Source organism: Marinifilum flexuosum, from assembly GCF_003610555.1.
Classification (GTDB): Bacteria; Bacteroidota; Bacteroidia; order Bacteroidales; family Marinifilaceae; genus Marinifilum; species Marinifilum flexuosum.
The window spans coordinates 23,608-48,112 of sequence record NZ_RAPQ01000011.1; the positions used below are offsets into that span (position 1 = coordinate 23,608).

The following is a 24,505-nucleotide window of genomic DNA, read 5'->3' on the forward strand; positions in this document are numbered from 1 at the left end:
GTTCATCTTGAAACACTTTGAGATGGTCTATAAGGACACAAAGTTCATCTTGAAACATTTTGAAGTGATTTAGAAAGACTCTGAGATTATCTTTAAGGATATTGAAATAGGCTAGACGGATATTGATTTGCTTAGGATAGAGTTCAATACTAAAAAAGAAGAATTAGAGATTTACAGAAATCTGTAGAATCGATAGAAGATGGAATACTAAATACTAAAACATACCAAAATGAAGACCAAAATCAGAATTGCAAATGCCGGAGGTTTCTGGGGAGATGACCTGGGAGTATTGCGCCGACAACTTGAAGGTGGAGAGGTGGATTACATCTCGTCCGATTTTTTAGCTGAAGTTACCATGAGTATCCTTCGAAAACAGCAGCTAAAGAACGAGGCACTGGGATATGTTACTGATTTTGTCGATCAGATTGTAGATGTGGCTGATTTGATGAAATCAAAAGGCGTTCGAATGATAACCAATGCAGGAGGTATTAACCCAATTGCATGTGCCCGAAAGATTTTATCGGAACTTGAAAAAAAAGGTGTTTCCCTGAAAATTGCTGTGGTTGATGGCGACAATATCGTTGATCGCATAGATGAATTTTATCCGGCGAAAGCCAATTTTAAAAATATGGATTCGGGTGATGATTTTGAATCAATTATCAAAAACATTCAAAGTGCAAATGTGTACCTGGGCGTACCTCCATTGCTTAAGGCTTTGGAAAGTGGAGCCGATTTGATTTTGGCAGGTCGTGTTACCGATACTTCGGTTACCATGGCGCCAATGATTTATGAATTGGGCTGGGAGCTGAACGATTGGGACAAGCTTGCGGCAGGTTTGGTGGCTGGCCATATTATCGAGTGTGGAGCACAGTCGACAGGCGGAAACTTTACCGATTGGCAAAAAGTGGAGCGTTGGGACAATATGGGTTACCCAATAGTTGAAATGAACCAAAATGGTGATTTCACTGTCTATAAGCATGAGAATACGGGTGGATTAATTAGTGTAGATACCATTCGGGAACAATTGGTATACGAAATGGGTAATCCCGATCAATACATCAGTCCTGATGTGGTTGCTGATTTTACACAGCTGAAGCTGGAGGAATTGGAATACAATAAAGTATTGGTGTGTGGGGCTAAAGGATATCCGTCTACTCCTTACCTAAAAGTTTCAATGGCTTACGAGGATGGCTACAAAGCTACAAGTTCCATTGTAATAAGTGGAGGTAGGGTATTGAATAAGGCTCAGGAATTTGAAAAGATTTTCTGGGATAGATTAGATACGGATTTCTTAAAGAAAAATACCGAGTTTGTTGGATACAATGCATGTCATCAACACCTGGCAGAACATATCGATCCTAATGAGATTTTACTTCGATTATCGGTTTATGATACTGATGTTGATAAAATCAGAGATTTTTCGATGAGTATTGCTCCCCTGATTTTGAGCGGCCCTCCTGGCGTTGCAGTAACGGGAGGACGAGCCAGAATGCAACAGGTAATTACCTATTGGCCAACATTGATTCCTAAAGAATGTATCACATCAACCGTTCATGTGCTGAATGAAAAGGGTGAGCTTATTGAATCTAAAGAAATAGGTTCTGTGCTGGGCTATGAAGAGGAATTAAAGGCTATAGAAGCTGTTGAGCATACCGAATATGTTGATCCTGCCTGGGAGGAGGACCGATTGATAACGGTTGCTTTGCGTGATATCTGTTTAGGTCGCTCTGGCGATAAGGGAGATACCGTAAATATTGGAGTTTTGGCTCGATCAGAAGAGATATATCAATACTTGAAACATGATTTGACAGCAGAAAAGCTTTCCGAGATGTTTTTTGGAATGGTTAAAGGAAGAATACATCGATATGAGATTGATAATTTATTGGCATTAAACTTTCTATTGGAAGAATCGCTGGATGGAGGTGGAACAAAATCCTTAATGATTGATGCACAGGGGAAAACATTTGCCACTGCACTCTTGAATCAGGAAATCATGATTCCTGAAAAATTACTTTCGTCAAAGATGAAGGTTGAATCGCAAAAATAATTAGTGAAAGTATCCAATTTTATTGGGATAGTTAAGAATTGTTATTAACTTAAATAGTGTAAAATGTAACTAAGTAAGACTGGATTGATAAACAAAATGGAGTCCTTACTTGGTGTTTTTTAATTAGTACATAGAAAATGAATTTCGAATTAAACGAAGAACATAATATCATAAGGAAAGCTGTTCGCGACTTTGCAGAGCGTGAAATTAAGCCATTGGCAAAAGAGCTTGATGAGAAGGAGGAATTTTCTTTAGAATTAACGAAGAAAATGGGAGAGATGGGATTGTTTGGAATGTTTCTTCCGGAAAAATATGGTGGACAAGGTTCAGATTATCTTTCTTACATCATTGCTGTTGAGGAAATAGCAAGAGTTGATGGATCTCATGCGGCAACATTGGCTGCTCATAATTCTTTGGGGATTGGACCATTGTATATGTTTGGAACGGAAGATCAGAAAATGAAGTATTTGCCATCTCTTTGTGGTGGCGAAGAGCTTTGGGCATTTGGGCTTACTGAGCCTGATGCTGGATCTGATTCGCGTGGATCAAAAACTTTTGCAAAGGACAATGGAGCGAACTGGGAAATTAACGGTTCCAAGATATTTATTACCAATGGATCTACTTCCATGTGTTCTGGCGTAACGGTTCAGGCAGTTACAAGTATTAATGGAGATAAAAAGGAATTTTCAACCTTTATTGTAGAAAAAGATGCTCCTGGATGGTCGTCGAGAGCAATGCACGGAAAATTGATGTGGAGAGCTTCGGATACTGCTGAAATGTTTTTTGACACCTGTTGTATTCCAAAGGGAAACATGCTTGGGGAACGTGGTATGGGATCAAAAATCATGTTGAAAACATTGGATTCAGGAAGATTATCAATTGCTGCGATGGGATTGGGATTGGCTCAAGGTGCTTTTGAAATGGCTTTGCAATATTCAAAGGAGAGAAAGCAGTTTGGAAAACCAATTGGTAAATTTCAGGCTATCTCATTCAAACTAGCTGATATGGCTACCAAAATTGAATTGGCAAGGAATCTTTTATACAAGGCATGTTGGCTAAAAGACAATGGAAAACCTTTTGCCAAAGAGGCTGCAATGTCGAAATTGTACTGTTCCGAAATCGCCAAAGAAGTAGCCGATGAGGCAGTTCAAATTCATGGAGGATATGGATTAATGAAAGAATATCCGGTGGAACGCTTTTACAGAGATCAAAGATTGTTACAAATTGGGGAAGGAACTTCGGAAATTCAACGATTGGTGATTTCTAGATACATTATGGATGAATAAGGAGAATTGAATATATACAGGCTGCAAATTCCTAACCATTTGCAGTTTGTTTAACCCAAAATACCAACAATATGAGTAGAGAACTAATTCTGGCATTGAATCCTAGAATGCAATTTACCCGAATTGCTGTATATAGGATGAATACAACTGTTTTTCTAAAAAAGATAAATCATAAACCTGAAGACTTTAATGGCTTCGATCGTTATGTAGATCAAGCTGCTTTGCGTGCAAAAATCATTCTGGATGAGTTAAAGAGCAATGATATTAGAGTTGAGGACATAGCAGTTGTTATTGGGCGTGGTGGTTTGCTTAAACCAGTTAAATCTGGAGTTTATAAAGTAAACGATTCCATGGTAAAAGATTTGGCAAATTGTGAATATGGCGATGATGTGGTGAATCTAGGTGGACTTTTGGCCAATACTATCGCATCTGAATTAACCAATGCTGATGCATTTATTGCGGATCCTGTAGTTGTTGACGAGCTTGAAGACATTGCGCGAATTACTGGTCGTCCTGAATTCAAGAAGAAATCTATTTTTCATGCACTAAACCAAAAAATTGCAGCGAGAAAATATGCGAAGAGTGTTTACAAGGAATATGAAGAAATGAATATTATTGTAGCACACTTGGGTGGTGGGATTAGTATTGGTGCTCACCGAAAAGGAAGAGTTATAGATGCCAATCAGGCTTATGATGGGGATGGTCCATTCTCACCAATTCGTAGTGGAAGTTTACCAATGGGAGATGTGATTAGAGAATGTTTCTCAGGCAAGTACACACAGGAAGAAATGCTGAACAGGCAAACTGGTAAAGGTGGGTTATATGCTCATTTCAATACCTATAGTGGTTATGATGTTTGTAAAAAGAGAGATGCTGGTGATGCCAAGGCAACAGAAGTTTTAGCTGCTATGGCATATCAGGTTTCTAAATCAATTGCCTCTATGTATGCAGTATTTGAAGGAGAAACTGTGGATGCTATTATCATTACTGGTGGAATGGCCAAAGATGAGCAGTTTGTAAAAGAAATAAAAACTCGCGTAGATAAAATTGCACCTGTTTCTATTCAGCCGGGAGCTGAGGTTCTAGGAGCGCTTTCCTATTATGGAAAAATGATACTCCGAAAAGAAACAGAGATACTTGAATATTAAACAAAAAAGCCGACGAAAGTCGGCTTTTTTAATGGTGATAAATTCCTCCATTTTCTACAGAATTATACAACTATAATGAACGATTTATTTGGTAACGATAAAAATCGATTCACACAAGATAAATATCGATTATAATAACCTGTTTCTCGTATTTTTAATGTAGTAAAACTCTTTATTCTGGGGTATAAATCTCGCTGAGCAATTATTGATAAGCTTTTTACATTGGTCTATATTTATTAGTGATAAGAGTAGGGCTCTTATTCACTCTATCATAAACTAAAAAGTATTAACCTTATATTCTGGAATTATGAAAAAAGCTCGTTTATTTTTTCAACTAATAGGAGTTGGAGTTTTAGCTATATCCTTATCAATAGCCAGTTGTACCAAAGAAGGGCCAATGGGACCTGCTGGAGCTGATGGAACTGACGGTAAAGATGGGGTAGATGGTAACTCAACATGTTTAGCTTGTCACGGTCAGGAAATCAAGACTACTATTGAAGCTCAATTTTCTCAATCTGTTCATGTAAGCGGATTAAACGCTGTGGATTATGCTGGAGGAAGATCTTATTGTGCAAGATGTCACTCACATCAGGGATATGTAGAATTTGCCGAAACAGGGGCTGTTTCAGGGAATATTACTAACCCAACGGCATGGGAATGTGCAACCTGTCATAGTTTGCATGAAACTATGGAAGCTGGTGATTATGCGCTAAGATTAAATGGAGCAGTAAACCTTCTTACTGATAATACTGTAGTTGTTGATGAAGGCAATAACAATACATGTCTAAACTGTCATCAGTCACGCAGGAATGGCGAGTACTATGACAAGTATACTGAGGCCCAAACCTTCACGAGAGAGTTTACAGAAGATGATATTGCAGTGTACCAAACTGCAGCATTTGGGCCAGCGGGTTCTGCCACATTAAATGCAACTTCAGATACATTAACTGTTGTGTTTGATGTACCAACAACTCACGTTTATATTAGTAGTACACATGCAGGACCACATCCTAGTTCTCAAGGGAATACCTGGATAGGTATTGGTGGTTACACTACTTCAGAAGGAACAATATTTTCGGGACATAGTGATGGTTGTGTGAAATGTCATATGGGCGAAGCTAGTGGACATACTTTCAAGCCTGAATTAGACAATTGTACGAGTTGTCATGGTGAAAAGAATGTTTATATGGATGCTATTGCTGGTCGAGTTGAGGCTATTGGTGAGGCATTAGAAGCTATTCATGCGATTCATAAAGAAGATGGAGAGTATCATCCAATGTACGCTTCCATAACAAGAGAACAATTTCAGGCATTCTGGAATTTTATGATTCTTCTTGAAGATAGAAGTAATGGAGCTCACAATCCAACTTATACAGAAGCATTATTAGATCAGGCTGAAGCTTTATTAGGATTATAACGGAAAAAAATAATTAAAAAAAAGCTTGTCTCCACACTGGGGACAAGCTTTTGTTTTATAATAGAAAAGGAATTATCCTTTTACTTCTTCCACTTTGAATTTCAGTTTCTCAATTGCTTTCTTCAAGTTTTCCTTGCTTGTTTTATCAGCTTTATAAGAAATTGTAACTTTTTGTGCTTTAAAGTCAACATCTAATTTCTTAACACCTTTTTCGAAAGGAATGTTTTTTTCAATCTTACCAGCACATCCCATACAATCCATTTCTACTTTAAAAACAACGGTTTCAACTTTTTTGTCGCTTTTATTCGCTGCGTAAGATAAAGTAGATGTAATTACAATGCTTAATACTAATAGAGTGCTTTTGAAAATTTTTGATAAATTCTTCATTTGTTTAATTTTTATTGGTTTAGATATGTTAGTGTTTGTTTATTCAATTGTTAATCGTAATCCTACATAGAACTTTCTTTCCTGGATTGGTCCCCATATCATCGAGGCATCGAAATATTCTCCAAAAGGATCAGTTGCACCAATTATTGGATTCTTCTGAGTATAGTTTCCAAGGTTCTCAGCTCCAACATATATTTCCCAGATTTTAAATCTCTTTGTGACTTGAGCATTCATTATTGCATAAACAGGAGATTTTTCGCGTCTTTGGTATTGTTCCGGATTTGCCTTTGTTGAAGGAATTCTCATATCACCATTAAACTGCGTTGTGAAATCGAACTGCCATTTATTAAAGTTTGTGGCATAGGATGTTGTAATCAATCCCTTAAATCGATTTACATATGGTACCTTTTGGAATTGGTTATTAATGTCAGCTTTAACATCAGAAAAACGAATTGCTGTTGTTACGTCAAACCTGTCAACAGGAGCAAATTTTAATTCAACCTGGTAGTTGTTTGCCCATGATTTGCCATCCAAATTATAGAATCTTACTTTGTCAACGCTATTGTCTAAATCGGTTATGATTTGATTATCAAATACAGTTCTATAGAAATCAGCCGAAAGGGTAAACCCTCTATCAAATAAATCAAAATACTGAGTTAAGCTTAAGCCAAAGTTCCATGCTTTTTCCTGTTTTAGATCTTCTGCAATTTCCAAAGATCTGCTAGAGGCTAATAAAAAGCTGTTTTCAGCAATTGGATTTGAAGTTCTTCTACCACTACCAACAGCCAAACGTGCCGTAGTTTTAGGTGCAAATTGATATCTAAAATGCAAACGTGGGGTTACAAATCCACCGTAAATGTTGTGATCATCGTAACGTAATCCGGTCTGCAAAGTAATGTTATCATTAGGCAACCAGGTATATTCGATGTATGCACCTGCTACTTTCTCGGTTCTGTCTGTTCCCAGGTTATCTATGCTTAAATGATCTTTAAAATCATCGTACACATAGGATAAACCAGCAGTATATTTATGCTTTAAATTACCAATATAGGATTGAAACAAAAGATTAGCATAGAAGTACTTTTGTTCTGCATCGTAATTTCTTAAGCCATAAAATGAGTTTTGCTCATGTGATGCGAAGTTGGTGATTAAAGCAATACTTTTATCATCATCTTTGGGCATGATATAACCAAACTTTGCAAAAGCTTCGTATCTTCTGGTATCAATATTAATGCGATAAGCATTGTTTAAATCGTTGGGTTGATCCTTTTTAAATCCTTTTTGCCCACCAATTCTTTGTTCATCGATAAATTTAGCACCGAACTGTACTTTGAAGAATTCACTGGCATCCCAGTTCCAGCGATTAATGAAATTGTATTGAGTAACCATTGGATCATCAAGAAACATGTCATGGTTGTGATCGATTTCTCTATCATTATCTTGTCCATGGGCTAAGATAGCAGTACTTAGTTTAGGTGATAATTTTGCAGAAGCTATCATGTTTACTTCTGCCATTCCCATACTGTTTGCAAAAGTATTTAAATAGAATTTTGGAGCAGTTTGCGGTCTTTGGTAATTGATATTAATTTGCCCGGTAATGGATTCATAACCGTTAATTACCGAACCTACACCTTTCGAAACCTGTATGGACTCCATCCATGGTCCAGGAACATATACCATACCATAAACAGAAGCTAATCCTTTAAAGTTTGGATTCTTTTCTGTCATCATTTCGATATATTTTCCGGTTAAACCCAGAAGTTTAATCGATTTTGCACCTGTTGCTGCATCTGCATATGATACATCAACAGAGGCATTGGTTTCGAAGCTTTCTGAAAGATTACAACATGCAGCTTTACAAAGTTCAGCTCCAGTTATATTTTGAGATTGAATAGGATTGTCTCTATCCAATATGGTGCCTAGTTTTCTTTCAGAAACGATAACTTCGTTCAGTTCAATGTTTGGGACTAGTTCAATTAACAATTCCTTATTTTTGTAATCTTCGATACTGATTTCTTTGGTTTTATAACCAACGAATTGAACTACCAGTGTTTTGGAATCATTTATAACATCAATAGTGAAGTTACCATCCATATTGGCAGCCGTACCAATACTTGTGTTTTTCCAAAATACTGATGCTCCTGCTAAAGGAACTGTATCTCCTGAATTTTGCTTTTCAACAATTTTACCCTTTATAACTGTACCATTTGCCATTGATATAAATGGTACAAATAAGAGCATGAGTGTTATTATTTTAATCTTCATGATAAAAATAAATTAATACTATCGTAGCTGAAATTGTATACAATACAGCTTGATCTATTTTGTAAGTTTTGAATTTTTTGCACGCGAAATGCTACACAATGATAGCAAGTGTATCATTATGTGATTTTAATATGGTAATTGTGAAATCAACACAGGAAAGTGCACAACTTGCTCCTGTCAACTTGTAAATAGTCATCAGGATAATCATCAATATAACCACACTTGGTAATGGTAGCGATTGAATCAGAAATTGTGCATAAAGTATTTGTGAAAAGAAGCAAAGTTTCAATAGCAATAGGAGCTTTGCTTGTTTCAACTAATGTAGTATTAGGATCTGTTTTAAGATAAACCAGATTGTAATCACAACAAAGAACAGGGCTACATTCTGAAATTTCAGAATGATGTTTTTTATTATGATTATGCTCGCTACAACAGCAATTGCAGTCTACGTGGTTAATACAATCAGTATCTACAGTGAAATGAATTTTTGAATGCTCGCAAGAAAAACAACTGTGCTTAATAAAGTGCACACCACAAAATCCTGTTAGGTAAAATCCTAATAGAATCAATGTGATTATATTTCGAAACATTTTTTTCATTTTCTGGACGTAAAAATAGATACTTTTTTTTAATCCTTTACGATAATAAGACAGTTAAAGATTGAAAATGGGTGAAAAGAAAGTGAGAAAATTTGTTAAAATACTGTTAAAGAATTAATACACAGCAAAAAAAACAGACATATTTTTTTGTGTCTGTTTGAATATTATATGTTTTAAGTTGTTAATGCCAACCGGTTAACATGCTTTTGAAATTACTTATTATAGAACTTCCAATTGTACAAACATAAATGTGAATGAATAAAAACAATGATAAAATAAATCCTATAACAACATGTAATAAGGCAGTTACCAATAATCCGCTAACTCCAAATAATTGAGGAATAATAATTTCTGGGAATAACATTGCTATACCGCTTGCGATGATTATTGGAAAGCCAATATACATGGCTGTTGAGTATATAAATCGCTGCAAAGGATTAAATTTATTTTCTAATGAAATTGGGAATGGAGGAGCTTGTTTTTTAAACATTCCAAATAAATAAAACACAGATTGATCATATAATCTTTTAAACAATCCTTTCGTTTTCATTTTGTATTGTTTTCCATTCGAAGTAAATAAGTTTCCAAAAATAAATAGGAGGTAGTTAATACTTAATGCAATTCCACAAATGTTATGCAATTGAACCGATAATTCGAATGATATGAGTAGTGGATTTTCTGGATTAGAGTACTGCATACTAATTCCGGTAAGCAATAGTACAATAAAAAGCACAGCATTTAACCAATGCCAAATTCTAATCCATAAAGGATACAAGTATAGTTTTTCGTTTGCCATAGTTATTTGCTTTTAAAAATTCTAAAAATAGTGTGAGTAAAGATTCCAATTAATACTAATCCGAATATAACTACACTTAAAATATTAAGATATTTATTTCGGTTTGCACCAATTACATAGGATTCGTTAATAATTACCGCATTTAAAAAACCACTTCCTTTTCTCGACTCAAGACTTTTGTAACGATACAAACTAGCCATAAGGTGTGAGTTTGCAGAGTGACATGAAGTACATTCTCTTATTGCGCTATCTTTAGACATTACAACATGACTAACCAGAAGACTATCTGAAAGTTGAGTATGGCACTCAATACATCTAACATTTTTAAAGTGAAGTTCCTGATTTGGAAGCCATTCATGAGATTTTAGAATATTAATGTTTTCTCTTTCCGTTAGCAATTCATATTTGCTTACATCTGCGTGACAGGAAAGACAAATATTATTGTCGTAACTTACGGTCTCACTAATTTTTTCTCCTATGCGAGCCTGAGTTTTGTAGGTATGAGGATTGTGACAACTCCAGCAAGTAAAAGCATCTGGAGAACGATTGTAATGCATGCTTTCGTAAAATGCTTCTTCAATTGCTTCGAAATGAAATTTAGCATATTCAGGATCACCTGCATGGCAATCATTACATGCATACATCAATTCCATTCGAAGATTGCCTGCATGTGGGAATGTTTCATATTCAGGTGAGTGGCAATCAGTACATTTAAACATTCCATGATTCGATTGTTGGTAGGCTAGGGTATCAATCATTCGGTTCGAACACATGGATTCCTTAATTTCCATACCAAAATCCTCATTCATGTACTTGTAAGTGCGATGAGCATGACATTTAAGGCATGAATGATTTTTATTGGTTTCTTTTTGAGCATATAAGCTGAAAGAAAGCAATAAACATATACATCCCAATATTAATTTTGATAGTTTCATAAAGATTAGGCTTATAGGTTTATGAGGATTGGGTGATATGACTAAAAAAGGGTATTATTTATTTTTAATACCCTTTAATAATCTGAGATGCTATATCATTTTTTGAAAGTTCTCATGTAATTTATCACAGACCATTGGTCTTTTTTACTAGGAATTTTCTTTTCGTAATTTGGCATTTCATCTCTACCAATTATCGACTTGTAAAATAATTCTCCATCACTTTGAGCTTGAAATTCGGCAGAAGTAAAATCTCCAGGGAAAGTTTTAAGTCTTGCAGCTTTTGGACCATCTCCTAAACCTGTATTCCCATGACATGAACGACAATGCTTCATATAAACCATTTTGCCTTTATTTACACTAGCCTTGTCATTTGCCAATGGATTCTCCATTTTTTTATATTCTGCTGGAATTTCCCAAGGACCTGCCTTTTTTTGTTGAACAGTGAACGAAAAGGCAAATAATGCAATGGCAACTAGGATAATAATTTTAAATGTTTTCATAATTAAATGTTTTTAATGAAGGATGTTAGAATCTAACCAGTATGTTGAATCCGAATAGAAAATCCCCATCATCTATTTTATTTTTGTTGTATAATATATTCCTCTGTGGGGTAATTCCTTCATAGTTCGACATAAATACTTGGAATACATGAGTACTAGTACCAATTTCTATACCAAAAGATAGGTTAGCTTCCGGGTCGTTCTCATCCGAAGCAAATTCTCTCATATCATCAATGTTTAAAGGTTGATCATACTCAAAGAATATTGACATTGAGGGACTCACTTTTGCGCGACCTGCTAAAGAGAGTGCAACTTTATCATGCTCAACCAAAGTATCTGTTTTATTAAAATGTGTAAAACTTGGTCCAAACTGTAAGGAAAAATTGTCGTTAAATTTATGAGCTATTAATAATTGTGAAAAATAAGACAATCTATCCGAGAATTTATAATCATTCCCAAAGACTGATTTATCTTGAGAGTTGATTGCTAAATTTGCATATACTGCAACAGAAACAGGAATAGAGTTGGATTCTGTTTGAGTTAGAACACGGTATTTACCATGAAATTCTTGTAATTTAAATTCTTTGGTGTAACCGTAACCAACCATAATTTTTTCAGTAATACCATAATTTAACCCCATTCTGATATTCGAAGTTGCATAAATTCCAAAAACATCTTCTAATCCGTTTTCTATAAGACCAAAACGATGTTGGACGTGTAATTCGAATTCACCAGCAAATGGAGTGGCTACAGTTTGAGTTTCTGCAAGTAAACCAGTTTCGAATGTTCCGCTTACCGGTTCATTTGCAAACTCATCAGTTTGTGCATTTACATTTAGTGGATTTCCTAAAATCAGTAAAATAACAAACAGTCCGGTAATAGATCCGAATATGCTAATGTTTTTAGCTTTTTTGTGAATATATTTTGTACGCATAGTCTGTAGTTTTTAGTCGTTGTTAGCACCTCTGGTTATCCATTCAAGTATCAGTTGTTTTTCAGTTGGACTCAAAGAACCATGACCACTGTCTACTTTTTTAAATAATTTACTTTCTCCAGGATTTTCAGTGTTGATGTAATTACCGTCTATCAAGGAGTTATACGCTTTGGATGCACTTAGATTAGGGGCAATTCCACCATTATCATGGCATTGTGTACAATTAGATGTGAAAATTGGAATAATGTCATTGCTAAAGCTTACTTCCTGATCTGGTGGAATAACAACTTCGTCAAACTCAACTGTGTCGTACTCACAAGAGACAAAGCAGAGCAGTGTCGCTAAAATCGTTATAAGATGTACAAATTTGCTCTTCTGCATAGTATTAGATTTTAGATTATGAACTGTTTTCGGTTAATAAGGGCTTTTCACTCTCTTCTAAAGGTAAAGATTTGCAATGTGTACATCTATTATGGGGTGGCGAGATATCTTTCGAGAGAAAAAGGAATTTATCTAATTCAAATCGATATTTATCAACAAATAACTAGGCTTATAACTGTTATTTTTCTATCTTTAGAAGAGATCATATCAACTAGAATTGTTTAATTAGATGATTGATTAAGAAAATATAGAGTAAGTACCCCTAAACCTCTAACCCTATTATGGCAAAATTTACTAGAACAGACAATTGTAAAAATTGTGTTGATTGCAACAAGAAAATCCCCTTATTTCAACTGCTTTCGCAATCAGAATTAACCGATCTTAATACCAGTAGGTTTGAAGTGAAGTTTAAAGCTGGAGAGACCATTTTTAAACAAGGAACTTCTGCAACTCATTTGCTGATTATTACTTCAGGTTTGGCAAAGTTTTATGTTGAAGGTGTTCAGGAAAGGCAACTAATTATAAGGATTGTAAAACCTTGGGAAGTTGTTGGACAAGCATCATTGTATTTCGATAATCGTCACCACTATTCAGTGGCAGCCTTGGTAGATTGTACGGCTTGTTTTATTGAAATAGAATCATTTAAAAAAATGATTCGACAAAATTCGGCTTTTGCTGAAGAGTTTATTACTCAATGTACACAGAAAGGTGTTTTTTCTTATGAAAAAATGGTCAGTCTATCACAAAAACAAATGCATGGTAGAATTGCAGATGGTATTTTATACCTTTCCAAAAAAATATATGAAAGCAATCAGTTTTCGTTGCACCTATCCAGACAGGATATAGCTGATTTAACTGGAATGTCGAAAGACAGTGCAATTCGAATACTTAAGGAATTTCACCACGAAGGAATCATAGAATTGGATGGTAGAAATCTTAATGTATTAAATACCGATCAACTTGAACGAATCAGTGAAACAGGATAAAAAACGAGAGCCTTAGCTCTCGTTTTTTTATGCTTTTAAATCTAAAAGGTTTTTTTCGATGATTTCCTGATTCAAGTCTTTACCAATAATTACAATTTTTGATTCTCGTTTTTCATCGCCACTCCAGGCTTTTCCAACGGTTGCTTGAATTTGAGTATGAACAGACTGTAGAATGATTCTGTTGTCTACACCTGCTAAGTTCAAAATTCCTTTTACCCGGTAAATTGTATCCTGATTGAATTGCAGAAATGCGTCGAGCCACATGCCTATTTTCATTTGATCTAATGGTTCGTCACATTTAAATAGCATGTTTTGTATTCCATGATTATTTTCTGAAAAATTACCTTTCATTCTGGTTTCTAGTCCCAAGATGTGGTGAAAAATATTTTCAGGTTTGTATGAGAATTGATCAAGTAACTGATGATTTCCTAATTTAGAAAATTCACTTTTAATGATTTCTGCATGTTGATTTTTCTTTTTTATCAAATTTAAAATTGATTCGATTTTTTCTTCATTAACTAAATCTAGTTTGTTAAGAAGAATAGTATCTGAAATTGCTACCTGTTTAGATAGCACATTTTCTTTTTTCAAATCCGAATCAACATTTTTAGCATCAACCAGACAAATTACACTATCCAGTTCAAATTGAGATTTAATAATTGGATCACTGATAAAAGAAGCCAAAATACTTCCTGGATCTGCAATCCCGGTAGTTTCAATAAGTAAATGATTGAAATCATGTTTTGACTCAACCAATTTTTGAAGAACTACAAACAATTCCTGGTTTAAGTTACAGCAGATACAACCATTGCTTAGCTCGAAAATATCTTCAGACTGAATATTTTCAACAAGAGTTGAATCGATGTTTTCTTCACCAAATTCATTCTCTATAATTGCAAACTTTTTATCCGAGTATTTAGCAATTAAATTATTGAGTAAACTTGTTTTTCCAGCTCCTAAAAAGCCTGTGATAACGGTTACGGGTATCTTACTCATACTTTAAAATTTTTCCCAATGCACAATCTTATCCAAAGATTTACGCTTTTTTACAGGTACCTTATCATCGCTTGGATAACCTAATGATAAGATTGTAATGGGTTCTATGTATTCTGGTAATTGAAAGAACTCTCTGCATTTTTCTACATAGAAATTACAAATCCAACAAGTTCCCAATCTCAATTCCGTAGCTTGTAAAGTCATGTGATCAATAGCAATTGCTGCATCAACATCGGTATGATCTTTACCATCTTCCTTTCTTTTCCATGCAGCATTGTGATCACCACAAACTATAATGTAAACCGGAGCTTTCTTAAACCAATCTCTGTGATAGATTTCTGAAAAATTTGCATGATTCTCAGGTTCACGTACAACTATAAAATGCCAAGGTTGATTATTGACAGCTGAAGGTGCAAGTTGACCTGCTTCCAGTATTTTAATTAGTTTTTCTTTCTCTACTTCTTTTTGCTGGTATGAGCGAACCGAGTAACGGTTTTCTATTATCGTTCTTAAATCCATGTGTTATAGGTTTAATTTGAATACAAAATTGAGAATTATTTAAAAAGAAGAAAAGAGAACTTAAAAGAATCTATTCTATGTGCCAAGAAACACTCGAATTAATAAGCATTTTAGTAACTTTGCCACTCATTTTTATAGAGAGGTTAGAATGACCAAAGATTGGAAGAAAAATATCATGTACCAGTATTTAATGTTGTTGGTAATAGCGGCAACAGCTGGGCATCAAGGGTGGAGAACTCTGTTTAATAACTTGGCTGTTGATGAAGTTGGAATTAATGGTTTTCAAGTTGGTATCATTCAGTCGGTAAGAGAAATTCCTGGCTTTTTGGCTTTATTGGTTGTTTACCTTCTTTTAGTAATTAAGGAACATAAACTTTCTGCAATTTCAGTTTTATTTGTTGGTGTTGGCGTTGCATGTACGGGTTTTTTTCCAAGTTTTTGGGGTTTGATTTTTACTACGCTGGTTATGTCGGTAGGATTTCACTATTTTGAAACCACCAACAAGTCTTTAACCTTGCAATACTTTTCTGTTGAGGATTCTCCTATGGTATTTGCCAAACAAAAGAGCTGGACGGCTGTGGCAAATGTGAGTATGGGAGCATTTATTTTCGGAATTGCACATGTGATGTCACTTCAGGCGAGTTTTATTTTGATTGGTATAGTCGTTTTTGCGCTAGGGATTTGGGCTTTGTTTTGGAAACCTGCAGATAAGAATATTATTCCTCAGAATAAAGGAATGGTATTACGAAAAAGATATTGGCTGTTTTATGTGCTCAATTTTTTAAGCGGTGCAAGAAGACAGATTTTTGTAGTTTTTGCAGTGTTTATGCTTGTTGAAAAATATAGCTATTCTGTGCAGGATATCGCAGTATTATTCGTTGTGAATAATATCATTACTTATTTTATTTCGCCATATATTGCAAAGGGAATCAATAAATTTGGAGAACGAAAAATGTTATCAGCAGAGTATATTAGCTTGATATTCGTTTTCCTTGGATATGCTTTTATCGATAATGCCTGGGTTGTTGCCGGGCTATACATCATCGATCATATATTCTTTGGCTTTTCAATGGGAATTAATACTTACTTCCAGAAGACCGGAGATCAAAAAGATATTGCACCATCAATGGCGGTTGGTTTCACCATTAATCACATTTCAGCAGTTGTAATTCCTGTTTTAGGTGGAATGCTTTGGATGATTGACAGACACATTCCTTTTTTGGCAGGAGCAGTATTAAGTGTAATATCTTTGGGATTTGTTCAATTAATAAAAGTAAAAAATACAATATAAATGCAGACTAATAAAGAAACATATCAGGCTCTTATTGAATCGTATAATAAAGGTATTCAGGAAAAGAACCCAAGTTTAATCAGAGAATTTTTGGCTGATAATTCAGTAGAAATTTTGAAAGACGATGCAGCATACTATTTGGAAATACTGCAATTGCGTGCAGGTGCATTTTCTTTATTCGGAGAATTGAAAGAAGCAGGAGAGGAATATCGAAAAGGTTACTCTTCATGTTCTAAAAATGGGAAATGGGTTTATGGATTAAATTGGGCTCTGCAATTTATGGCAGAGTTTTCCTTTAAAAGAGGCAATGAAAAGATTGAAGAAGCCATGAGCGAAGGAGTAAAGGTGCTTGATCAGGCTTTTCAGGATTTACCAGAAGACAAATATCAAGAGTTTTATCACTTGTGTTTGACAAATGTTAAGGCCTTTATGTTGCTAACATCAGGAAAGAGGGAAGAGGCATTGGCAATATTCAATGATTGCAAGTTTACGCCAGTTCCAATTCCTGAATACAATGATAAGGAATCTCTACAAATGCTATTTGCCAACTTTACAAAGGGGTTTGCTGTAGCTATAGAGCTTAAAAACCTTGATTTGTTGATGAATCTTATGAAGGTAATCTCTATTGATGATCAGGTTTTATATAGCCAAGGAAACTTATTCCGTGTTTTCTATGAAACTTTGGTGTGTGCATTCGATATGAGAGCTGAATTTATTACAGAGTTCAATGCAATGTTTAAAATTAAGGATGCCCTTACCACATTGACTCCTGAGTTTTCAAAATTCTTGGGATTAATTGGGGAACAGGATTTCGATAAACTTGATGAATTCTTCCAAGGATTCGATAAGAAATAGTTATGAGTTCACCTTGTTATTGTGGCAAATCAAATTCCTACGAAGAGTGCTGTGGTGCCATTCATTCAGGAAAAAGGAAAGCTGAAACTGCCCAGGATTTAATGCGAAGTCGTTATTCGGCATTTGTAATTGCTGATATCACTTATATTTTAAAAACTTACTCATCGAAAACTCGTCCGCTTAATCAGGAAAAAGAGATTTTAGACTGGGCTAAATCGGTCGAATGGCAACGTTTAGAAGTTATAAATACCAATAAGGGCAATTCAACGGATGTTAATGGACATGTTGAGTTTAAAGCCTATTATAAGGAAGATGGAATAGATCAGTGCTTGCATGAAAATTCATTCTTTGAAAAGGAGAATGAGCAATGGGTATATGTTTCTGGGGAGTATCCTAAAGAAGAAAAACCAAATCTACCGAATCGAAATGATCCATGCTGTTGTGGTAGCGGTAAGAAATTTAAGAAGTGCTGTTTTGGCAAAATTTAGGGGAATAATTAATTATTCCCCATATTTTTTAGAACTGAAAATGTTTTATCGATATCAGAATCGTTTACAACTAAGGTAAATTCATTGGTTGTAGAAACTACCTCTTCGATGTTAATTCCTGCCCAAGCAATATTTTTTAGAATAAAATAATAAAATCCCAATTGCTGAGAGTTGGTTGCAGGAAGCTTTAAGGTTACCGAAGAGAGTTTTTCACTTTTGGCAACTAGTTCTTCGCCAGTAAATGCTTCTTCCACTTTTTGTTGTAAGGATCCGGAAACTACCAGGTTCGACTCAAAAACACCTTGCACCATGGTGTAGAAAAATTCCTGGTTTGGACCAATGGAACGCAAAAGTTCGGTGTGTTTTTCAATTAAAGTATTTGAATTTTTATAAGTGAAATCAACCAAATTAGAGCGTACAATAATATCGCCTACATTGGTAATTACATCTTTTAAACCTGGATTGATTTTAACCTCAAGGTTTGGAGCCAATCTGTTTAATGCCATAATTATTGCACCGATTTTTACAGGTTTTTTTACTGTATCCTCAACTTGATTCTGTATTTTGCGCGCTAAAGAAGAAACGTTAATTAATCCTTCGACCAATGCTTCTGCCAAAAATGGCTGAGTACTCACAATTTTCTCTACAACTTGTGGAATTGTTATCATGTTTCTTGATATTTGTTGAATTTCTTTACAAAGATGTTGAAATTATCACAAAATGTAGAATTTTTGAATAAATTTTCTAAAAATTTTATTGATTTATTTACTGCATCTATATTTGCCCACGTAAACCACAACCCTACATTAACCAAGTAGGTTTTTAATCAAGGAGAATAATACTGGTAATCTTCTGAGTGAAGATTATGATATTAAATATCTGATTTCAGAAGTTTATCGGGATTATTTTTAATGCTCTTTTAATTGTATAAAAGAATAAAAAAGTAAAAATGAGAATGAATTGGCAAGGATCAATTGTAGCGATTGTAACACCTTTTAACGAAGATGGAAGTGTTGATTACAGAGCTTTAGATGATTTGATTGAATTTCATATCGAAAATCAATCTGATGGGATCGTAGTTTGTGGAACCACGGGTGAAGCAGCAACATTATCTAAAGAAGAATATTCTGAGGTTATCAAATTCGTTATTGATAAGGTGAATAAACGCATCCCTGTTATAGCAGGGACCGGATCTAATTCTACAATTACAGCTGTAGCAAATTCTCAAATGGCAGAATCTTTGGGTGCAGATGCTATATTGGTAGTTTCTCCATATTACAACAAGCCTACCAGAAAAGGTCTTAAAGACTATTTTACTCAGGTTGCCAGTGCAATTTCAGTTCCTGTAATCATGTATAATGTCCCGGGAAGAACGGCTTCTAATATCCCAGCTGATTTGGTAGTTGAATTGGCAAATGAGATTGAAAATATTGCAGGAATAAAAGAAGCATCAGGAAACTTGGAGCAAATGGCTTGTATTTTACGTGATAAACCTGATGGCTTTATGGTATTTTCAGGTGATGATGCTCTTGCTTTTCCAGCAGTTTGCATGGGTGCTGATGGTGTGATTTCGGTTGCTGCAAACTTGTTTCCAAAAGAGTTTCATGACTTGATACAAGCTGCTTTAACAGGCGATTTAATCACTGCACGTGAATTGCATTTTAAATATTTGAATATCATTCAACTTTGTTTTATTGAGTCCAATCCAATTCCTGTAAAAACAGGATTAAGCTTGATGGGAAAAGTACAGGAAGAGTTCCGTTCACCAATGTGTAGAATGGAAGATGAGAATAAAACCAAATTGATGGTTGAACTGCAAAAATTATTGGTACAGACAAACACATATATGACAGAAATTGAAGAATTGTAAGTAATTCATTGATAATATTTCTCCCCACATGAAATATTCTTATGAAACCATCTCACCAGAGGTGGTTTCTTTGTTTTCGTACCTTTCTATAATAGCAGCACCAACACTATCTCCCCAAACATTTACTGTAGTTCTGAATCGATCCAATAGCCAGTCTATTGTTAGAATAAGTCCAATTCCCTCAATTGGAAGGTGAACAGCTTTTAAAACAATTACCATGGTCACCAATCCGGCTTCGGGAATGCCTGCAGCACCAATGGCGGCAAGTGTTGCGGTTAAAAAAATGATTGTTTGCTGCGCAAAGCTTAATTCCAAGCCATACAACTGGGCGATAAATATGGCAGCAACAGCTTCGTAAATGGCGGTTCCATCCATATTTATGGTTGCGCCCAGGGGAAGCACAAAATTACTTGTCTTTTTTGATATTTTGTTCTGTTGCTGTACACCTTGCAGTGTAAGTGGAAGAGTGGCGGTGCTCGAAGCTGTTGAGAAAGCATTCATTAGTGCTGTAGCAACTCCTTTTGCAAAACTGATAGGATTTCTTTTTCCTATAAATTTCAAGAGTAAACACAAAACAAGTAATGCATGAATAGATAGTCCTAAAAGTACAGTAAGGCTGAATTTACCAAGTGATATCAATTCAGGAAGAAAACCTTCATAACCACCAGTTTTCCCGATCCGTGCCGTAATTAATCCAAAAATACCTAGAGGAGCAATATACATTACCCAATTTACCAATTGCATGATTCCATCGTTTAAAACGGAAAGAAACTGAATGGTTTTCTTTGCTTTCTTGCCTAGCGAAGATAAAGCTGCACCAAAAAACAATGAGAAGACGATTAAAGGTAATATGTCCATTTTTGCCATGGCAAGAAATAAATTGTATGCAATTAATCCTTGCTGTTCTTGTTCTGGATTTCCAACGATTAGCTGTTTCAAAGTTTCAGAAATTGCCGTGCTTTTTGATATATACTGATTTGAATCATCAGGCAACTGAATATTTAATCCGCTTCCCGGTTGAATTAAATTAACTAAAATAATTCCCAAACATACTGATATTGCCGTTGTTGAGAGATAATAAACCAGAGTTTTACTTCCAATTTTTCCCAAGCTACGAAGATTGTCCAATTTTGAAATTCCAACCAGCATGGAGAGTATTACCATGGGAACTACCAGCATCATCAGAATATTCAAAAAGACTTCACCAAATATCGAGAATTTTAGAGCCAATTTTGGGAATATTCCTCCAACTAGGAAACCCAGGAAAATGGCAATCATAATGCTGATAAGAAGAGCATTAGCATTGCCCAAATTTGAACCCCGATTTTTATTTTTAAAAAACATTAGACTTTTATGCAACAAAATGAACAATATTTAGTACAATAGATTTTGTAAGAAAAGAAGTTTGACTTACGTCTAAGCAAAAATTTAATTTTATCGAAACATTGCAATTATAACATAAACTATTGAGTCAAGAATGTCAATTATTTTTGATAAAACATATGTAAACCGTATTGTTTCTGTTTATTATGCTATTACTTAAGATTACTATACTCAATGAATAAAGATTTACTCTTTGCACTAATACAAAATCCTAACCTTATTTCCGGAATTTACAATTACTGTGATGGATGGTGTGAGCGTTGTAAATTCACTTCCAATTGTCTTAATTTTAAGATGATGGAGGAAGGTGTGCCTGACCTAAAATCAACGGAACATGATACTGAAGCAGAAGCTTCATCTGCAATGGATAATTTGGATGAGATGTTTCAATTGAGTATGGAGCTGTTGAATCAGGCGGCAAAAGATTTGGGTATGGAATTGCCTCAACAATCAGCGGATTTTGATGCCGAAGAGGAAGAAGAAAAAGATGAGTTGATTTTTAAAAGCCAATTGATGCTTCAGGCTGATAAGTATTCGGAATTGGTGGATGCTTGGTTCGCTGATTTTGAATCATTATTGTACGTTGGTTCTCACTCTTTAAAAGAAATTTTTGATTTTAAGGAAGAAGAGGAGATGAGCGATGCTGAATTGCTGATTTTCGATAAATCTGAAATTATTCGTTGGTTTCAATTTATCATCCCAAGTAAACTTTTTAGAGCACTTCGAAGTAAGGCAAATACGGAAGAAACTGGAAATGACTTTTATGCCCACGACAGTGTAGCTTCAGCAAAAGTAGCTCTGATTTCAATAGACAATTCGATTGATGCATGGACAAGTTACATGCACCAATTTCCAGGTGCAGAAGATAGAATGTTACCAATATTACTTCTTCTTTCGGGATTAAGAACTTTAGTAGAGGAGGTTTTTCCTGACTCCAGAAATTTTGTTCGTCCGGGATTCGATATTTAATTGGAAAAATTGATTTTTTAATACCAAAATGCTTTAAAGAATTAATAAATAACACAAAGCTTTCGTTATATTATCAAATCCTTTAATAAATTAATGGAGAGTTTGATGATTTTGTCAAAACCTTTCGATTTTAGATTAATACCTTTCAAGATCTTTATTAAAATTCTGGTTATTTTTATCAAAGCTTTTGATAAATTTATGAAACGTTTGATGATTTTACCAAAGCCTTTGGTGATTTAATCAAGACCTTTAATAGCTTAGATTAAAGCTTTGGTTATTTTATTAAAGACTTTAATAAATTTATGAAGCGTTTGATGATTTTACCAAAACCTTTCGTTTTTTAATCAAGACCTTTAATAGTTTAGATGAAAGCTTTGATTATTTTATTAAAGACTTTCGATTTTAGATTAAGACCGTTCATACTTTCTAAGAAAGTAATTGATTCTATTGGGAGAATTTGCTTTTTGAGAAATATTTTGTTCTCTCCTAATAAAAAGTATATATTCGCAGCAGATTGAGTGTTATTATAGGTAGATATTCCTGCTATGGAAGATTTTGAATATCACCTTTGCTCATCACAGACCTTCTCTGTGTACCATAGCTTCATTGTTGAATCATTGATTTGTGAAGCTATATTGGTACGATTACTTCAAACACATTTATACCAATTTTAATCTGGAAGAGATGTTGTATCTCGTATCGGAGATTCACTTCAATGGAAGCTAATTTGAGTATTAATTTTAAAATCTATTTGTGATGAGTTTGAAATTTAAAGCAATTTTTCTACTTCTTTTTGGAACTATTTTCTGGGGAATGACCTTTGTTTTCATTAAGGATGCTGTGTCATTAATGAGTGTAGCAGGATTTTTAGGATATCGTTTTCTGTTGGCAGGAATTGTACTTAGCCTGATATTTTACAGAAGGCTCAAGCTAATAAATAAAACGACTTTAAAGTATGGATTATTGATGTCTGTGCCATTGCTAACAAGTTTTCTGGCACAAACCATAGGTTTACAGTATACCAGTGCTTCGAAAGGAGGTTTTATAACCGGGCTTTCAGTTGTATTCGTTCCTGTTATTCTCTCAATCATTCAGAGAAAGTTACCTTCCAGTAATATTTTTATTGCAGTTCTTATGGCAACAATGGGTTTGGCCATGCTAACCTTAAGCAGTAGTCTGGATTTAAATATTGGTGATTCTTGGGTGTTTTTTTCAGCCATCTTGTTTGCGATCTATATTATCATGGTTGGAAAAATAAGTCGTAAATGTGATGGTATTTTACTTTCGCTTACACAGTTTCTGATTGTTGGTATAGTTTGTACACTTTATGCAGGAATCAATGGCGATTTATTTGTTCCTACTCAGTACAAATTATGGCAGGCCATACTGTTTACAGCACTTTTTGCAACAGCATTCATGTATACCGTGCAGAACTACTATCAAAAGTATATCTCAGAAATTACGACCTCCATTATTTTCTCTTTCGAGCCTTTATTTGCAGCGGTAACCGCATTTTTCTATTTAAATGAAGAGCTTACAGAGAAAACGATTATTGGTGGATTATTAATATTTGTGGGAATTCTATTTGCAGAATTAAAACTGAAAGATATAAAAACTCTTCTAAGCGTAGGAAAATAAAAAAAGAAAAAAGTCGGAAACCACCCCGACTTTTCTATATTCACTTTATAACCCTATAACTCTATGAAAAAACCACTTTTCTCTTTTGTTATAGTACAAATGTAGGCTCAAAAACGGTTAAGCATTGCGAAAAAGTGTTAAAGAAGTTTAAAAGTTTAATTATCTTGCTTTTTTAGGTTCAATCAGAATAAATTAAAAGCTATGAAACTTATTAAATATGGGCTTTTTATTGCCTTTGGTTTCTTTTTGTCGTGTTCATCTAATCAACCTACTGACAATAAAGTAAAAAACGGATATAATGTTGAATTGGCAACTAAATTGAATGCCGATCAGTATGGTATGAGTAAGTATGTTATGGCATTTTTAAAGCGAGGGCCTGTTCGCAGTCAAGATTCTATTACCGCTGCCGAACTACAGAAAGCTCATTTAGAAAATATTGAAAGCTTGGCAGATGTAGGTAAGTTGGTTTTGGCTGGTCCATTTTTCGATGATGGTGAAATTCGGGGGATTTATATTTTTAATGTTGAAACCATTGAAGAAGCTAAGGCCTTAACAGAGACAGATCCGGCAATAAAAGCAGGTAGGTTGGTAATGGAATTACATCCTTGGTATGGTTCTGCTGCATTGAAGCAGGTAAATGAAATTCACAAGAGTTTACAAAAGCAAAATGTAAGTGAACAATAGAGTTAATACGGTACATATAGAATAGTTTATTAAATTTGCTACATAAAAAAGAATAAAGTTGGATATTTCTCTGGTTACCGAATACTCATTGTGGTGGATATTACCGATATTTTTGCTTTCGATAGCAATTG

The 24,505-nt window shown here is 34.7% G+C and carries 23 protein-coding genes; 12 read left to right on the forward strand and 11 right to left on the reverse strand.

What is annotated here, in order from left to right; genetic code table 11:
* The first annotated feature begins 229 nt into the window (after window positions 1-229).
* From BXY64_RS16330 to BXY64_RS16345, 4 genes are all read left to right on the forward strand, one after another.
* Window positions 230-2,047, forward strand: coding sequence for an acyclic terpene utilization AtuA family protein (locus BXY64_RS16330; RefSeq protein WP_120241057.1), 1,818 nt, complete (start codon window positions 230-232; stop codon window positions 2,045-2,047).
* 137 nt (window positions 2,048-2,184) lie between these two features.
* On the forward strand, window positions 2,185-3,333 hold the full coding sequence (locus tag BXY64_RS16335) for an acyl-CoA dehydrogenase family protein (RefSeq protein ID WP_120241058.1): 1,149 nt from the start codon (window positions 2,185-2,187) through the stop codon (window positions 3,331-3,333).
* Window positions 3,334-3,404: 71 nt separating this feature from the next.
* Window positions 3,405-4,481: a butyrate kinase gene (buk, locus tag BXY64_RS16340; protein ID WP_120241059.1), complete on the forward strand. Its 1,077-nt coding sequence runs from the start codon at window positions 3,405-3,407 to the stop codon at window positions 4,479-4,481.
* Window positions 4,482-4,788: 307 nt separating this feature from the next.
* Window positions 4,789-5,898, forward strand: a complete 1,110-nt coding sequence (locus tag BXY64_RS16345) for a hypothetical protein (protein WP_120241060.1) — start codon at window positions 4,789-4,791, stop codon at window positions 5,896-5,898.
* 72 nt (window positions 5,899-5,970) lie between these two features.
* On the opposite strand, the gene BXY64_RS16350 is transcribed toward BXY64_RS16345, so the two are convergent.
* From BXY64_RS16350 to BXY64_RS16385, 7 genes are all read right to left on the reverse strand, one after another.
* Window positions 5,971-6,285, reverse strand: a complete 315-nt coding sequence (locus tag BXY64_RS16350) for a heavy-metal-associated domain-containing protein (protein ID WP_120241061.1) — start codon at window positions 6,283-6,285, stop codon at window positions 5,971-5,973.
* A gap of 39 nt (window positions 6,286-6,324) precedes the next feature.
* Entirely contained in the window at window positions 6,325-8,550 is a 2,226-nt protein-coding gene (locus BXY64_RS16355) for a TonB-dependent receptor (RefSeq protein WP_120241062.1), read from the reverse strand.
* A gap of 780 nt (window positions 8,551-9,330) precedes the next feature.
* Window positions 9,331-9,945, reverse strand: a complete 615-nt coding sequence (locus tag BXY64_RS16365; RefSeq protein WP_120241064.1) for a cytochrome b/b6 domain-containing protein — start codon at window positions 9,943-9,945, stop codon at window positions 9,331-9,333.
* A gap of 2 nt (window positions 9,946-9,947) precedes the next feature.
* Window positions 9,948-10,880, reverse strand: a complete 933-nt coding sequence (locus BXY64_RS16370; RefSeq protein ID WP_120241065.1) for a cytochrome c3 family protein — start codon at window positions 10,878-10,880, stop codon at window positions 9,948-9,950.
* A gap of 95 nt (window positions 10,881-10,975) precedes the next feature.
* Window positions 10,976-11,380, reverse strand: coding sequence for a c-type cytochrome (locus tag BXY64_RS16375; protein ID WP_120241066.1), 405 nt, complete (start codon window positions 11,378-11,380; stop codon window positions 10,976-10,978).
* 25 nt (window positions 11,381-11,405) lie between these two features.
* Window positions 11,406-12,314 carry a DUF5777 family beta-barrel protein gene (locus tag BXY64_RS16380; RefSeq protein ID WP_120241067.1) on the reverse strand — a complete coding sequence of 303 codons (909 nt, stop codon included), beginning with the start codon at window positions 12,312-12,314 and terminating at the stop codon, window positions 11,406-11,408.
* Between the two features lie 12 nt (window positions 12,315-12,326).
* Window positions 12,327-12,695 (reverse strand): c-type cytochrome, encoded by a 369-nt coding sequence (locus BXY64_RS16385; protein ID WP_120241068.1) that lies wholly within the window; start codon window positions 12,693-12,695, stop codon window positions 12,327-12,329.
* Between the two features lie 281 nt (window positions 12,696-12,976).
* Between BXY64_RS16385 and BXY64_RS16390 the strand changes: the two genes are divergently transcribed.
* Entirely contained in the window at window positions 12,977-13,681 is a 705-nt protein-coding gene (locus BXY64_RS16390) for a Crp/Fnr family transcriptional regulator (RefSeq protein ID WP_120241069.1), read from the forward strand.
* Between the two features lie 27 nt (window positions 13,682-13,708).
* Here BXY64_RS16390 and BXY64_RS16395 read toward each other — a convergent pair whose 3' ends face one another.
* On the reverse strand, window positions 13,709-14,677 hold the full coding sequence (locus BXY64_RS16395) for a CobW family GTP-binding protein (RefSeq protein ID WP_120241070.1): 969 nt from the start codon (window positions 14,675-14,677) through the stop codon (window positions 13,709-13,711).
* A 3-nt stretch (window positions 14,678-14,680) separates the two neighbouring features.
* Complete coding sequence (locus tag BXY64_RS16400; RefSeq protein ID WP_120241071.1) at window positions 14,681-15,196, reverse strand: nitroreductase family protein; 516 nt, start codon at window positions 15,194-15,196, stop codon at window positions 14,681-14,683.
* Between the two features lie 148 nt (window positions 15,197-15,344).
* Here BXY64_RS16400 and BXY64_RS16405 point away from each other — a divergent pair, with 148 nt between their 5' ends.
* From BXY64_RS16405 to BXY64_RS16415, 3 genes are read left to right on the forward strand one after another with little or no spacing between them, the layout of a single operon-like run.
* On the forward strand, window positions 15,345-16,487 hold the full coding sequence (locus tag BXY64_RS16405) for an MFS transporter (protein ID WP_120241072.1): 1,143 nt from the start codon (window positions 15,345-15,347) through the stop codon (window positions 16,485-16,487).
* Window positions 16,488-17,342 carry a hypothetical protein gene (locus BXY64_RS16410; protein ID WP_120241073.1) on the forward strand — a complete coding sequence of 285 codons (855 nt, stop codon included), beginning with the start codon at window positions 16,488-16,490 and terminating at the stop codon, window positions 17,340-17,342.
* A gap of 2 nt (window positions 17,343-17,344) precedes the next feature.
* Window positions 17,345-17,830 carry a YchJ family protein gene (locus tag BXY64_RS16415; RefSeq protein ID WP_120241074.1) on the forward strand — a complete coding sequence of 162 codons (486 nt, stop codon included), beginning with the start codon at window positions 17,345-17,347 and terminating at the stop codon, window positions 17,828-17,830.
* An 8-nt stretch (window positions 17,831-17,838) separates the two neighbouring features.
* Here the strand turns inward: BXY64_RS16415 and BXY64_RS16420 are convergent, their stop codons facing one another.
* Window positions 17,839-18,498, reverse strand: coding sequence for an aspartate kinase (locus BXY64_RS16420; RefSeq protein WP_120241075.1), 660 nt, complete (start codon window positions 18,496-18,498; stop codon window positions 17,839-17,841).
* A 281-nt stretch (window positions 18,499-18,779) separates the two neighbouring features.
* On the opposite strand from BXY64_RS16420, the gene dapA reads away from it, so the two are divergent.
* Window positions 18,780-19,700, forward strand: a complete 921-nt coding sequence (gene dapA, locus BXY64_RS16425) for a 4-hydroxy-tetrahydrodipicolinate synthase (protein WP_120241076.1) — start codon at window positions 18,780-18,782, stop codon at window positions 19,698-19,700.
* A 39-nt stretch (window positions 19,701-19,739) separates the two neighbouring features.
* On the opposite strand, the gene BXY64_RS16430 is transcribed toward dapA, so the two are convergent.
* Window positions 19,740-21,011 carry a dicarboxylate/amino acid:cation symporter gene (locus tag BXY64_RS16430; RefSeq protein WP_211334526.1) on the reverse strand — a complete coding sequence of 424 codons (1,272 nt, stop codon included), beginning with the start codon at window positions 21,009-21,011 and terminating at the stop codon, window positions 19,740-19,742.
* Between the two features lie 246 nt (window positions 21,012-21,257).
* Between BXY64_RS16430 and BXY64_RS16435 the strand changes: the two genes are divergently transcribed.
* From BXY64_RS16435 to BXY64_RS16445, 3 genes are all read left to right on the forward strand, one after another.
* Complete coding sequence (locus BXY64_RS16435; protein ID WP_120241078.1) at window positions 21,258-22,052, forward strand: hypothetical protein; 795 nt, start codon at window positions 21,258-21,260, stop codon at window positions 22,050-22,052.
* A gap of 756 nt (window positions 22,053-22,808) precedes the next feature.
* Window positions 22,809-23,690, forward strand: coding sequence for a DMT family transporter (locus BXY64_RS16440; protein WP_120241079.1), 882 nt, complete (start codon window positions 22,809-22,811; stop codon window positions 23,688-23,690).
* A gap of 201 nt (window positions 23,691-23,891) precedes the next feature.
* Window positions 23,892-24,374 (forward strand): YciI family protein, encoded by a 483-nt coding sequence (locus BXY64_RS16445; RefSeq protein WP_120241080.1) that lies wholly within the window; start codon window positions 23,892-23,894, stop codon window positions 24,372-24,374.
* Window positions 24,375-24,505: the final 131 nt, after the last annotated feature.